The 13,265-nt window shown below is 61.9% G+C and carries 12 protein-coding genes; all 12 read right to left on the bottom strand.

All coding sequences use genetic code 11. The features are described 5' to 3' along the window. Nucleotides 1-41: 41 nt before the first annotated feature. Nucleotides 42-326 carry an acylphosphatase gene (locus BJD99_RS18155; protein WP_084348584.1) on the bottom strand — a complete coding sequence of 95 codons (285 nt, stop codon included), beginning with the start codon at nucleotides 324-326 and terminating at the stop codon, nucleotides 42-44. A gap of 76 nt (nucleotides 327-402) precedes the next feature. Further along, on the bottom strand, nucleotides 403-831 hold the full coding sequence (locus BJD99_RS18150; RefSeq protein WP_084348583.1) for an OsmC family protein: 429 nt from the start codon (nucleotides 829-831) through the stop codon (nucleotides 403-405). A 38-nt stretch (nucleotides 832-869) separates the two neighbouring features. Then, nucleotides 870-1,736, bottom strand: a complete 867-nt coding sequence (gene mutM, locus BJD99_RS18145) for a bifunctional DNA-formamidopyrimidine glycosylase/DNA-(apurinic or apyrimidinic site) lyase (protein WP_084348582.1) — start codon at nucleotides 1,734-1,736, stop codon at nucleotides 870-872. A 10-nt stretch (nucleotides 1,737-1,746) separates the two neighbouring features. After that, on the bottom strand, nucleotides 1,747-2,589 hold the full coding sequence (rnc, locus tag BJD99_RS18140) for a ribonuclease III (RefSeq protein WP_084348581.1): 843 nt from the start codon (nucleotides 2,587-2,589) through the stop codon (nucleotides 1,747-1,749). A 10-nt stretch (nucleotides 2,590-2,599) separates the two neighbouring features. Continuing rightward, nucleotides 2,600-2,782 (bottom strand): 50S ribosomal protein L32, encoded by a 183-nt coding sequence (rpmF, locus tag BJD99_RS18135; RefSeq protein WP_084348580.1) that lies wholly within the window; start codon nucleotides 2,780-2,782, stop codon nucleotides 2,600-2,602. 2 nt (nucleotides 2,783-2,784) lie between these two features. After that, nucleotides 2,785-3,393, bottom strand: a complete 609-nt coding sequence (locus BJD99_RS18130) for a DUF177 domain-containing protein (protein WP_373270559.1) — start codon at nucleotides 3,391-3,393, stop codon at nucleotides 2,785-2,787. Nucleotides 3,394-3,537: 144 nt separating this feature from the next. Further along, complete coding sequence (locus BJD99_RS18125) at nucleotides 3,538-4,305, bottom strand: DivIVA domain-containing protein (RefSeq protein ID WP_084348579.1); 768 nt, start codon at nucleotides 4,303-4,305, stop codon at nucleotides 3,538-3,540. 109 nt (nucleotides 4,306-4,414) lie between these two features. After that, on the bottom strand, nucleotides 4,415-4,903 hold the full coding sequence (gene coaD / locus BJD99_RS18120; RefSeq protein WP_084348578.1) for a pantetheine-phosphate adenylyltransferase: 489 nt from the start codon (nucleotides 4,901-4,903) through the stop codon (nucleotides 4,415-4,417). A gap of 13 nt (nucleotides 4,904-4,916) precedes the next feature. Beyond that, nucleotides 4,917-5,474: a 16S rRNA (guanine(966)-N(2))-methyltransferase RsmD gene (gene rsmD, locus BJD99_RS18115; RefSeq protein WP_084348577.1), complete on the bottom strand. Its 558-nt coding sequence runs from the start codon at nucleotides 5,472-5,474 to the stop codon at nucleotides 4,917-4,919. A gap of 72 nt (nucleotides 5,475-5,546) precedes the next feature. Beyond that, a complete protein-coding gene (locus BJD99_RS18110) occupies nucleotides 5,547-8,957 on the bottom strand; it encodes a pyruvate carboxylase (protein WP_084348576.1) in 3,411 nt (1,136 codons plus the stop codon). Between the two features lie 90 nt (nucleotides 8,958-9,047). Beyond that, nucleotides 9,048-11,327, bottom strand: coding sequence for an ATP-dependent DNA helicase RecG (gene recG / locus BJD99_RS18105; protein WP_084348575.1), 2,280 nt, complete (start codon nucleotides 11,325-11,327; stop codon nucleotides 9,048-9,050). Nucleotides 11,328-11,375: 48 nt separating this feature from the next. After that, entirely contained in the window at nucleotides 11,376-13,037 is a 1,662-nt protein-coding gene (locus BJD99_RS18100) for a DAK2 domain-containing protein (RefSeq protein WP_084348936.1), read from the bottom strand. Nucleotides 13,038-13,265 lie beyond the last annotated feature (228 nt).

Genomic DNA, 13,265 nt, shown 5'->3' with positions numbered 1-13,265 from the left:
GTACGAGATCTGGAGCGTCACGGTCCGAATACGTCCCTTCATCACCGCTCGACGAAGCCGTTGAGCCCACCACGCGGCCGATCCCAGCTCTCCACGACGAGGGTCACCACGCCCGGCGTATCTCCTCCACGAAGCAATGCGAGGAGGCGCTCGGCGCTTTCTCGTGCACCCTCGGCAATGACGAGCACTCGACCGTCCGCGCTGTTCGTCGCGTGGCCGCTCAGTCCGAGTTCGAGGGCGCGCGAACGGGTCCACCATCGAAACCCGACGCCTTGCACCGAACCGTGCACCCAAGCGGTCAACCGGATCTCACACGTAGAGGTCAACTTTCGGACCGTTCTGTCGGAACCGTGCAGTAGAGGACGAGCGAGTCGATCGCCATCGACGTCGGAATCCCCATCGTCAGCCGTCCACGTCGATTTCGAGAGATACTTCAGCGCCTGCTTTCAACGTGCGTCCGACGGTGCACACCTTGTCGATGGCGCGCTCGACGACGACCAGCAATCGCTGCTGCGCATCGGGGTCGAGCTCGCTGAGATCGACCGCGAGTACCTCACGCAACTCCGGGTAGCGTTCGTTCTCGCGATCGGCAGAGCCAGACACCGTCACCTTCGAGTCGTAATTGTCACCGAGGCGGCGCGACAATGGGAGATCCGAACTCATCCCGGTGCATGCCGCGAGCGCGATCTTGAGCAACTCGCCAGGGGTGAAAACCCCGTCGACCGATTCCGAACCGATCAACACCTCGGCTCCTCGCGAGCTCATTCCGGTGTATCGACGCGTCCCCGTCCGTTCGACCCACAGTGCCGTCGGTGTGCTCTCATCAGCCATGAGAGTCGATTCTAGGGTGAACGGCAGTCAGGGCAGCGTCAGGTCCGAGTATTTCGAGGTCGCGGCTGGCAGGTGGGACAACTGTACGACGATCTGTTCATGAATTTCTCACGCCGTATCGGGGTACCACAACGCGAACATGGCAGCCCCTCTTGGCCGTACGCATCCAACGACCGATCGAAGTATCCCGATTCGCCGTTGACATTGACATACAGCGCGTCGAAGGATGTGCCGCCTTGCGCGAGAGCCTCACCCATCACCGCGTGAACCGAGGTCAACAGTGTGCGTAGAACTGGCCTCGACAAGGTCTCTGCAATTCGGTTGCCGTGAATCTTGGCGCGCCACAGTGCCTCGTCGGCGTAGATGTTGCCCACGCCCGACAGCACCGTTTGGTCGAGTACGGCGCGCTTGATCTCGGTGTGTTTGCCCCGCAACACGTTCACGACGGATTCCGCATCGAACAACGGATCCACCGGGTCTCGTGCGATGTGTGCCACGGTCTCTGGAACCACGGACCCGTCGACAGATTCGAGGTGCGCGATGGCCCAACCACCGAAAGTTCGTTGATCGACGAATCGGAGTTCGGCTCCGTTGTCCAGCCCCACACGGATGCGGAGGTGCTTCTCGGCAGGCACCGACGGTGGCTGCACGAGCATTTGGCCGCTCATTCCCAAGTGCACGACTATCGCGTCGTCATGCGCATCGAGTGGAAGCCACAGATACTTGCCGCGACGCTCCGCCGACACGATACGGCGGCCGTGTAGCTGAGCCTCCAGATCCCGCGCACCAGCAAAGTGACGCCGGACCGCGCGAGGGTGCAGTACCTCCACCGATTCGATGGTTGTGTTGACTACGTGCGATTCGAGACCGAGGCGCACTACTTCGACCTCGGGTAACTCGGGCATCGGGTATCCGCTACTCCGCGTGCGGGGCGGTAGCGACGTCGGTGGCGGGCGAATCGAGTGCGCCGGCGGAGGGCTTTACGGAGGGGGGCTCGACGGCGGCAGAGCTCCCGTTTCCGTCGGAGATGTCCTTCCAGGCAGTACTCGCTGCCTTCTGCTCGGCTTCCTTCTTGGATCGGCCCACACCTACGCCGAGTGGCTTACCGCCGACGACGACGGTCGCGGTGAATTCTTTGTCGTGGTCTGGTCCCGTGGAGGAGATTTCGTATACGGGCACGCCAAGCGATTCCACAGCAGTCAGCTCCTGAAGACTGGTCTTCCAGTCCAGGCCGGCGCCCAAGCGTGGTGCTCGGTCCAGTAAACGTGCGAACAGGGTCAGAACGACACGACGTGCGACCTCTATCCCATGCTGGAGGTGAATCGCGCCCAACAGGGACTCCATGCCATCGGCCAGAATGCTGGGCTTGTCACGACCACCGGTCTGTTCCTCGCCTTTGCCGAGCAGGAGATGACGGCCGAGGCCGCCTTCACCGAGTTCGCGTGCCACCTCGGCCAAAGCATGCATGTTCACGACGCTGGCACGAATCTTGGCCAACTCGCCTTCGGATTTCTCCGGATGAGCAGTGTAGAGCTCCTCGGTCACGGTCAAGCCGAGAACCGAATCACCCAGGAATTCCAGCCGCTCGTTGGTAGGCAGACCACCACGCTCGTACGCGTACGACCGGTGGGTCAATGCCAGAGTCAACAGGGGTTCAGCAAGTACGACGCCAAGAGCGGCGAGGAGCGACTCTCGGTCGTCCCCGCCGCTGTCAGCTGTCGAGCCGTTCAGGTGAGTAGAACTGCTCTTCGATGTCATGTGCTGAAGATCAGACAGCTGCTGCTACCTGTCGGCCCTTGTAGGTGCCACACGAGGGGCACGCAATGTGGGGCAGTGTCTTCTCGCCGCATCCACGGTTGGGGCACGTGACAAGCGTAGGCACTGTGGCCTTCCACTGTGCACGACGCGACCTCGTGTTGGAACGCGACATTTTACGCTTCGGGACAGCCACTTCTACTTCTCCTCGGCTTCGTTGTTCACAAGTTCGGTGCTCGATACTGGATCCACGCCAAATTTGGCTGCAAGTCCAGCCCAGCGAGGATCAACTATCTCATGATTATGTCCAGATTCCGCAATCGCCAGGTTGATGCCGCATTCCGAGCACAATCCCTGACAGTTTTCACGGCAGAGAGGATGCAATGGAAGCTCCAATCCGACCGCATCCACGACGACTGGCTGTAGGTCTATCTGATCATCGACTACGCGATGAATCTCCTCCTCGTCGGTCGTGTCCTCAGTGACGCTGGACGGGTAAGCGAACAGATCGGTGAGGTACACATCCACCGCCCCCGAAACAGGCTCCAGGCACCGCGAGCACTCGCCCGCAGTGTCTGCGCGGACGGTGCCGGTAACGAGCACACCCTCCGATACAGCTTCGAGGCGAAGATCGAGATCGACCGGCGACCCCTTTTCGATGGCGATCGCATCGAGGCCGATTCGCGTGGGCGCGACAATCGTCCGCTGGATCTCCGTCATGGACCCGGGCCGACGGCTCAGGTTGTCGATATCCAGCACGAATCCCGTGCCTGCTTCGGCACGAGGGGTATTACGACGGGTAGACACAGTAATCTTCCTGCTCAGACGATTGATTCGATCACCTTGGAGCTGTTGGACCAACCGCACCGACATGGCGCGCCGGACCAGGACAACCTTTGGGCAACCACACAACGGTACGCACAGACTCAGGCATGAGCAAATCTGGACGATCTACCTGCGCGGACGACGCCCCTCGCCGGACGGATCCGGGCCGTAGTCCGGGACACCCGATCCGGTTCGCAACTGCTGGCGGCCACGCCCCACAGAGCGAATAGTGCCACTGAGGAACTCCTCGAACTCCGCCAGCTTGGTATCGACATAGACGTCGCATTCACTGCGCATTCGGTCTGATTCGGCATGCGCAGTGTCGATGATGCGCGCGGATTCTGTACGTGCGGCCTGCACGACCTCGGTTTGATCGACCAACCGCGCCTGCTCCTCGGCTCCGTCTGCGACCGAACGATCGTACGAAGCCTGACCCGACTCGATGAGACGCTCCGACTCCGACCGCGCTCGCGTCGTCAGCGTCTCGTACTCACGCCTTCCTGCTTCGACCGAACGCTCTGCGGTGTCGTTCGCATCGTCGACGAGTTGCTCAGCGTGAGCCTTCGCCTCGGCAACCATGCGATCGGCCTGCGATTTCGCATCCGCCAATATTCGGTCAGCGGAATCGCGCGCATTCTCGACGGTGTCCTGGGCTTCGTCGTTGGCCGAGGTGACAGTTTTCTCTGCCGTCGCCCGAGCGTCCGTGACCAGTTTGTCCTTGTGATCGAGAACGTCTTGCGCGTCGTCGAGTTCACCGGGAATCGAGTCGCGCACATCATCGAGAAGTTCAAGGACGTCGCCGCGAGGAACAACGCAGCCGGCCGTCATAGGGACACCGCGCGCCTCCTCGACAATGGCGACGAGTTCGTCGAGTGCCTCGAATACGCGGTACACCGGTAACCCCAATCGATAGAAACTACGAAGAAACGTGCGGTAAGTGCACTTCCAGTTTGCCTGGTGATTGCTGCCTGCGCGTCGCACTCGCCTCGGTGTGTCGCCCGATCTATTCGGCGGCGCGCTCGGCGATGCGGCTCAGTAGTCTGGAGTGAACATTCTCGGGGACCATTCCTGCGACGTCTCCACCGAAGGTAGCAACCTCTTTGACCAGCGAACTGGACAGGAAGCTGAACGATGGATTCGCGGGGATGAAAAGGGTGTCCACACCTGTCAATCGCTGATTCATCTGGGCCATCTGAAGTTCGTAGTCGAAATCGTTTGCTCCACGCAGACCCTTCACGATCGCAGTGAAGCCCTCCTGCTTCGCATAGTCCACGAGCAGTCCGTGCCACGAGGAGATCCGGACGTTCTTCAGATGGGCCGTCGCTTCGCCGAGAAGCTCGATGCGCTCGTCGACAGAGAACAGGCCGCGCTTGCTCTTGTTGATCATGACGGTGACAATGATCTCATCGAACTGCGCCGCAGCCCTGGTGATCACATCGATATGGCCATTGGTCACCGGGTCGAAGGATCCAGGACACACTGCTCCAGTCATGGCGCTCACGCTATCACCGTGCCAGTCCGGCGATTTCGATTCGCGTCTCGCCGTACTTCTTGACCTTCTCCGCCACCAAGCCTTCGGGCCAGGCGGTTTCCGCCGATCTGGACGAGCGTTCCAACACCACAAGACTTTCCGGTGCCAACCAACCGTTCGTGAGAAGTTCGACGAGCATCTGCGCAACCGCGGAATCGGCGATGGCATAGGGAGGGTCGGCCAACACGAGGTCGTAACGACGGTCGGCCTGGCTTGCCAACACTGCGGAGACAGGAGCACATCGAACGGACGCCCCGGGCAACCCGATGCCGGCGGCGTTACCCCGAATCACCTCTGCCGCTCGCGGATCGGACTCCACCATCACGACAGTCGACGCACCGCGTGAAAGTGCTTCCAATCCAAGGGCGCCCGACCCGGCATAGAGATCGAGCACGGCAGCGCCGTCGAGATCCAGACGCGAGTCCAACGAGCTGAACAACGCCTCGCGGACACGGTCCGATGTTGGACGCGTGCCGCGAGGCGGGACTTTCAGGGTTCGGCCTCCTGCGATGCCTGCCACGATCCGGGTCATCTACAGAAGGTTACTCAGTTACAGAAGGCTACTCGGTGTCGAGTTCCTTTTGGCCGCCGTGTCCACACCCCGTCAGTCGTTCACCGAAGTGCCTTCGCCGCTGCCTATCACGACGAGCAGATCCCCGCCCTCGACTTGCTGGACACCGCCGATGGCCAGGCGGCTGACCTTCCCACCCTTGGATGCCGTGATCGCGGCTTCCATCTTCATCGCTTCGATCGTGGCAACCGTCTCTCCCGCTGAGATCTCGTCGCCCACGGCTACTGCCAACGTCACCACACCAGCAAACGGTGCCGGAACATGACCGGAATTGGACCGATCCGCTTTCTCGATCGTCGGCGCCTCACTGGAAATCGAACGATCACGCACCGACACCGGACGCAACTGACCGTTCAGAATGCACATCACCGTGCGCATCCCTCGCTCATCGGCATCGGAAATGGCCTCCAGCCCGATCAGCAACTCCACGCCCTTCTCGAGCCGAACACGATGCTCATCTCCCTGACGCAAACCGTAGAAAAACTGATTCGCCGACAACCGCGAGGTATCGCCGTACTTTTCCCGATGCTCCGCCAACTCCGCACTAGGACCCGGAAAGAGCAACCGATTCAACATCTCCCGACGCGTCGCCGACGTCCCATCGAGACTCCGTTCCTCCTCGACGGTCAGCTCGGTCTCGGGCTTGCCCTCACTTCGCCCCTCCAAAGCCTTCGAACGCAACGGTTCCGGCCATCCGCCCGCAGGCATTCCGAGATCGCCACGCAGAAAACCGATCACCGAATCAGGGATATCGAACTTTCCGGGATTCTCCGCGAACTCCTCTGCCGACGCATCGGCGCCGACCAAAGCGAGCGCGAGATCGCCGACCACCTTCGAGCTGGGCGTCACCTTGACCAAACGCCCCAACATCCGATCCGCAGCAGCGTAATTCGCTTCCACAGTCTCGAACTTGTCACCCAAACCCAATGCGATCGCCTGCTGACGCAAATTCGAGAGCTGCCCACCCGGAATCTCGTGGGTGTACACCCGCCCCGTCGGAGCCATCAAACCCGACTCGAAGGGCGCATATACTTTCCGCAACGCCTCCCAGTACGGCTCCAAATCGCATACTGCGGCCAGATTCAGGCCCGTATCTCGCTCGGTGTGCGCAGCAGCAGCCACGATCGCAGACAACGCGGGCTGCGAAGTTGCACCTGCCATCGAAGCACTCGCACCGTCGACGGCATCGGCGCCTGCTTCCCAGGCCGCCAGGTACGTCGCCAACTGACCACCGGGAGTGTCGTGGGTGTGCACGTGCACCGGAAGATCGAAATTGCTCCGCAACGCCGTCACCAACGTCCGTGCGGCAGGGGCACGCAGCAAACCGGCCATGTCCTTGATCGCCAGCACATGGGCACCCGCGTCGACTATCTGCTCCGCCAGCTTCAGGTAGTAGTCCAGCGTGTACAGCGTCTCGTTCGGATTCGACAGGTCACCGGTATAGCTCAAGGCAACCTCGGCCAGCGCGGTACCCGTCTCACGGACCGCGTCGATCGCCGGACGCATCTGGTCGACGTTGTTCAACGCATCGAAGATGCGAAAGATGTCGATACCTGTGTCCGTCGCCTCCGCGACGAAGCTGCGCGTCACTTTCTCCGGATACGGGGTGTAACCCACCGTATTACGGCCCCGTAGCAACATCTGCAACGCAACGTTGGGCACCGCCTCACGCAACGCCGCCAGACGCTCCCACGGATCCTCGTGCAGGAAACGCAGTGCCACATCGTATGTCGCGCCACCCCAACATTCGATCGAGAGCAACTCCGGCGTCGTGCGGGCTACGTACGGCGCGACCATCAACAACCCGGACGTGCGTACCCTGGTTGCGAGCAACGACTGATGGGCATCCCGGAATGTCGTGTCGGTGACCGCGAGTGCTTTCTGATTGCGCAGATCGCGAGCGAAACCGTCTGGGCCCAAAGCCAACAGGCGCTGCCTACTACCGTCGGGTATCGGCGCCGAGAAATCGACGTGGGGAAGTTTGTCGTGCGGGTACACCGGCGACGGGCGCTCCCCGTGCGGCTTGTTGACGGTCACATCCGCCAGATACGTCAGAATCTTCGTTCCGCGGTCACCGGAGGTACGCGAGGTCAGCAGTTGCGGACGTTCCTCGATGAACGAGGTTGTCACTCTCCCCGCAGTGAAGTCCGGATCGACCAGAACTGCCTGCAGAAAAGGGATATTCGTTGCTACGCCGCGAATACGGAACTCCGCCACCGCGCGACGCGCACGCGCAATCGCGGTATCGAAATCTCTGCCTCGACACGTCAACTTGACGAGCATGGAATCGAAGTAGGCGCCGACTTCGGCACCGAGTGTCGTGCCGCCGTCCAATCGCACACCGGCACCACCCGGGGTGCGGTACGCGGTGATACGGCCGGTATCGGGTCGGAAACCGTTCGACGGGTCCTCGGTGGTAATTCGGCATTGCAGTGCCGCCCCACGCAACACGATGTTCTCTTGGGCCAATCCCAGATCGGCGAGGGTCTCCCCCGAGGCAATGCGCAACTGTGCCTGTACCAAATCGACGTCGGTGACCTCTTCGGTCACCGTATGCTCCACCTGGATACGCGGATTCATCTCGATGAACACATGGTTGCCCCGAGTGTCGAGGAGGAACTCCACCGTGCCCGCGCACGAGTACCCGATCTCCTTAGCGAAAGCGACCGCGTCGGCGCACATCCGATCACGAAGCTCCCCAGGGAGATTCGGCGCAGGTGCCATCTCGATAACCTTCTGATGACGCCGCTGCAGAGAACAATCCCGCTCGAACAGGTGCACCACGTTGCCCTGCCCATCCGCCAGGATCTGCACCTCGATGTGACGCGGATCGATAACCGCCTGCTCCAAGAACACAGTCGCGTCACCGAACGCCGACTCCGCCTCACGCGCCGCCGCTTCGATCGACTCACGCAACTGCGCAGGCTCGGCTACCCGGCGCATACCCCTACCGCCGCCGCCGGCCACTGCCTTCACGAACAAGGGGAAGGTCATCGTTTCCGAGGCCGCTACCAATTCTTCGATGTCGGAAGACGGCTCGGACGAGGCCAGGACCGGGAGACCAGCGCGTTTGGCCGCGGCAATCGCGCGGGCCTTGTTGCCCGTCAACTCGAGCACCTCGGCCGAAGGCCCGACGAACGTGATGCCCGCCGCCGCGCACGCAGCAGCGAGATCAGGATTTTCCGACAGGAACCCATACCCCGGATACACCGCATCGGCACCGCTGCGCTGTGCTGCAGCGACGATTTCCTTCACCGACAGATAGGCACGGACGGGATGGCCCTTCTCCCCGATCTCGTACGCCTCGTCCGCCTTCGTCCGGTGAACCGAATTGCGGTCCTCGAACGGGAAGACAGCCACAGTAGCGGCACCCAACTCGTACGACGCGCGAAATGCACGGATAGCAATCTCGCCACGATTGGCAACCAACACTTTGGAGAACATGCGCTAAACCTACCGCCGACAAGTCCACCAACAGCGTCCGCCATCTCGAGATATGAGACATTCCGGCGTCTTAAACGGTGCAGAGACCCGTCAGGACTTCTCCAGATAGTCGATTCGGTCCGACCGCCACGCGGATTTCATCATCGACGCGACGCCAGGATGATCCGCCATCGTCGGATCCGACTCGAACAGCGACCTTGCGCACGCATGGGCGTCGGCGATCACGTCTTCGTCGTCGATGAGTGAGAGCAGGCGAAGGCTGGTCACGGTCCCCGATTGTGCTGCACCGAGCACATCGCCCTCTCGGCGCGTAGTCAGATCGAGCTTGGCCAACTCGAATCCGTCATTGGTCGCAGCCACCGCTGTCAAACGCGAGAACGAAGCACCCATCGGACTGAGTTGGCTGATCATGATGCACAGACCCTGGTGACCGCCACGGCCGATGCGACCCCGTAACTGATGTAACTGGCTGATTCCGAACCGATCTGCGTCGACGATCACCATGACCGTGGCATTCGGTACGTCGACGCCGACCTCGACCACAGTCGTGCACACCAACACATCGATCTCGCCTGCTGTGAAGTCCTGCATCGAGGCGTCCTTCTCCTCCGCGGGCATCCGGCCGTGCAGCATTCCGACACGGAGATCGGCGAACGGGCCACCGGTGAGCATGTCGTACATCTCGAGGGCAGATTTGGTCTCGTGAAGTGCGCGATCGTCGTCGGGGCCGGCTGCACGTGTTCGCGGACGCTTCCCAGTACCCTCCGCGTCGTCGTCACCGATCCGAGAGCAGACGACGTACGCCTGTCGGCCCGCGCCGACTTCCTCACGAATACGTTCCCACGCACGATCGACCCAACTCGGCTTCTGCGATGCCGGAACCACGCTGGTCTTGATCGGTGCGCGTCCGCGCGGGAGCTCGGCCAGAACGGACGTCTCGAGATCACCCAGAGAGGCCATGGCGATGGTCCGCGGAATCGGCGTTGCCGTCATCACGAGCAGGTGGGGACTTCTGTTGTTTCGCGCCTTGGATCTGAGCGCATCCCGCTGTTCTACGCCGAACCTGTGCTGTTCGTCGATGACGACCATGCCGAGGTCCATGAACTCGACACGATCTTGGATGAGCGCGTGCGTCCCGATCACGATTCCGGCGTCTCCGGTAATTGCATCCAGCAGCGCTGTCCGCTTGGCCGCCGTCGACATGGAACCGGTCAGCAGTGCGACCTTGGTGGCGAGCTCGTGGGATCCGAGTTCGCCGGCAGCCGCCAACGAGCCCAGCATCGCCGAGATGGATCGTGCGTGCTGCGACGCCAGGACCTCGGTGGGGGCCAACAGGGCACATTGATGACCTGAATCGATCACCTGCAGCATTGCCCGCAGGGCAACCACTGTCTTACCCGATCCCACTTCACCCTGTAGCAATCGCGACATCGGATGTCCCTGAGACAAGTCAGCAGAGATTTCCGCCGCCACCGTCAACTGCCCTGCAGTCAACGTGAACGGAAGTCGACGCTCGAACTCCGCCGCAATCCCGTCCACACGTGGCGCACATTCGGGCGCAATCCTGCTCGACGCATCCTGTCTGCGTGCTGCCAAAACGAGCTGCACTGCGAGTGCTTCATCGAACTTCAGACGGGCTCGGGCCTGGTCCTTTTCTTCTGCTGATTCCGGAAAGTGGATCCAACGCAGTGCGGTGTCGAGGTCCACCAGACCCCGCTCCGAACGCACCTCCGGCGGAAGTGGGTCCTCGACGGTGTCCAACTGGTCTAGAACTTGACGGACGCAGCGCATGAACGTCCAACTCTCCACGTCCTTCGCCGCGGGATAGATCGGAACGAATGTGCGCTCGAACACCGACATGTCGACACTGCCGGACGAATCGAGCGAGCCACGCGCCAAACCTGCCAAAGATCCACCACCCACGACTCGACCTTGGGTGAGCACCGCACCGTCATCCTCGTCCCCGCCGAGAATCACGTAACTCGGGTGGGTCAGATTCCATCGCCTGCCGAAATACTTGACCTTGCCCGAGAACATTCCGCGTCTTCCCGGGGTGAGGACATGCTTGAGTTTGTGGGGGCTGAAGAACGTCGCATCGATCTGCTGGTCTTCCGCGGCGAGAGAGACTGCAAGAAACTGCCCTTTGCGCGCCTTCATCGTTCGCAACGTTGCCGATGCGATCGTCGCGACGATGGTGATGTGCTCGCCCTCCGGCGGTTCCTTTTCGCTCAGTTCGGCGCCCTGCGTCATGTAACGGTGTGGGTAGTACCGCAAGAGATCCTCGACGGTCTCGAGCGCGAACAATTCTTCCAAGGGCCCGGCCACCTTGTCGCCGAGGACCCCGTCGAGCCGATCCGAGAGTGCCACCATTCTCGCTTGTCGTCCTTACCTTCTCGATCCGGTTCTCGTGCGAAGTTCTCATTCCACGCCGAGTTGAGCCATGTCTCCTGGCTGCCCTCCGCGATAGGTGACGAACTCCACGACGGGATGATGCTCGGCGACGTACGCGGCCAACCGCTGACCGAATTCGGCATCTGCGGACTCCCCCAGCAGCATGGTCACCATCTCACCACCCGCCGACAACAATTGATCGAGCAGGCTACATCCGGCCGTGATCGCGTCGGACCCGATAACCACCACTTCCCGCCCGACCAAACCGAGGCCGTCACCGGGTTCACATGTCCCGACCCACGTCAAGGCGCGTCCCTCGGCGATTCGGACCGAAGCCCACCGGGTCCCGGCCGCCGCTTCGGACATCGTGAATGCGTCGTCCACTCCCTCTTTGGTCGGGTCGTGGACGGCGAGTGCCGCCAGGCCTTGAACCATCGACGACGACGGAAGCATCAAAACGTCCTTGCCGGCGTTGCGTGAAGCGACGCTGACGGCCACCAACTCCTGGGCGGACAATGCCCCGTTCGGCAGAACGAGGACCTCCGTGTGCCTGGATCCGACGATCGCCGCGCACAACTGTGTGGGTCCTATCTCTGTTGTGTCGCAACGAAGTACGTGTGCGCCCTCGGCGAGGTACAGCTGCTCGGCACCCTCACCTGCGACCACCGCCAATATCTCTCGACCGATGACTTCCCCACCGTCGTCCGGAGTCGAAGCCGCCGTGCCACAGCCCTCCCCTGTACCGAAGGCTGCAATGCGCACACCGTGTATCCGCCCGGCACCTATGCCTATATCGACGGCCAGACCAGCATTGGCCGTGTGAACATGAGCGGACCACGAACCGTTGCCGTCACCGGCGACGACCACCGAATCACCGATCTCTGTCAGCGCTCGCCGCAACTCGATCGCAGCGTCGTCGTCGATATCGGAAAGCTGATAGAGGACCTCGTATCCGACGATCGCCTCTCCCACCTGCACCGAATCGAGGCGATTGTTCGATCTCGGCATCACGGCGCGACTGGTCTCGGTCGTCACTTGCCGGTGGTAGCGCTGTCTCGGCGGCGGCTCGCTTCCGGTCACGACACCGCAGAGCGCGTCGAGCATCACGAGAAGACCGAGTGCGCCTGCATCGACGACCCCTGCTGCTCGAAGAGCCGGCAGTTGGTGGCGCGTGCGGTCGAGTGCCACGGCTGCCGATTCGGCCGCGCAGCGCGCCACTGCTGCGATATCGCACGGCTGATCGAGGTTTGCGACCGCGCGTGCCGAACTGTCGAGCACGCTGACGATCGTCCCGTCCACCGGAACGCTCACGACGTCGACGACGAGGTCGGCCGCCCGAACCAGTGCACGGGTGAGCGCGGCTCCATCGAACTCACCGTCGGCCGCAACCTCTGCAACGGCACGCAGCAATTGAGACACGATCACCCCGGAATTCCCCCGCGCACCGGCTATGGAGCCTTGTGCCAGCGCTGCCGAAACGGCAGCGATATCGGCGTCCGCGCCTGCGGTCCGCATCGACTCCACCGCTGCACGAATGGTGAACACGAGATTGGTCCCGGTATCGGAGTCCGCGATCGGGAAGACATTCAGTTCGTTGATCTCGTCGCACCGAGCAGTGAGGCCGTCGACACATCTATAGGCCCACAGCCGAATGCCCTCGACCCCCAGAGAGGACATGGGCGGGGACATGGGACTGCCGACGGCCATGGACTTCTCACCGTGCTCGACCACGTCAACCACCTGTTCGCCCCCAGTTCTCGCTGAAAGAACCCACATTCGTTTCGGCTGCGCCACCGACCTTCCATGACCCAGCATCTTTCGACGAGTCAGCCTAGACTCGAGCTACTGCAGGCACTGGTCGGCACTCCGTCGAGCGTCTCTCACGACGTGGAGTCTGGACGCGGTTTGGTTAATTCC

Origin of the sequence: Rhodococcus sp. 1163, assembly GCF_002091985.1 — a bacterium.
GTDB lineage: Bacteria > Actinomycetota > Actinomycetes > Mycobacteriales > Mycobacteriaceae > Rhodococcoides.
The sequence above is the reverse complement of the archived record's forward strand: the minus strand, read 5'-3'. Positions and strand labels throughout refer to the sequence as shown.

What these genes read in the sequence shown, in the direction of transcription:
- rnc (WP_084348581.1), bottom strand. Translation starts at nt 2,589, where the DNA reads ATGACATCGAAGAGCAGTTCTACTCACCTGAACGGCTCGACAGCTGAC.
- rsmD (WP_084348577.1), bottom strand. Translation starts at nt 5,474, where the DNA reads ATGACCCGGATCGTGGCAGGCATCGCAGGAGGCCGAACCCTGAAAGTC.
- coaD (WP_084348578.1), bottom strand. Translation starts at nt 4,903, where the DNA reads ATGACTGGAGCAGTGTGTCCTGGATCCTTCGACCCGGTGACCAATGGC.
- BJD99_RS18110 (WP_084348576.1), bottom strand. Translation starts at nt 8,957, where the DNA reads ATGTTCTCCAAAGTGTTGGTTGCCAATCGTGGCGAGATTGCTATCCGT.
- mutM (WP_084348582.1), bottom strand. Translation starts at nt 1,736, where the DNA reads ATGCCCGAGTTACCCGAGGTCGAAGTAGTGCGCCTCGGTCTCGAATCG.
- BJD99_RS18100 (WP_084348936.1), bottom strand. Translation starts at nt 13,037, where the DNA reads ATGTCCCCGCCCATGTCCTCTCTGGGGGTCGAGGGCATTCGGCTGTGG.
- recG (WP_084348575.1), bottom strand. Translation starts at nt 11,327, where the DNA reads ATGGTGGCACTCTCGGATCGGCTCGACGGGGTCCTCGGCGACAAGGTG.
- BJD99_RS18150 (WP_084348583.1), bottom strand. Translation starts at nt 831, where the DNA reads ATGGCTGATGAGAGCACACCGACGGCACTGTGGGTCGAACGGACGGGG.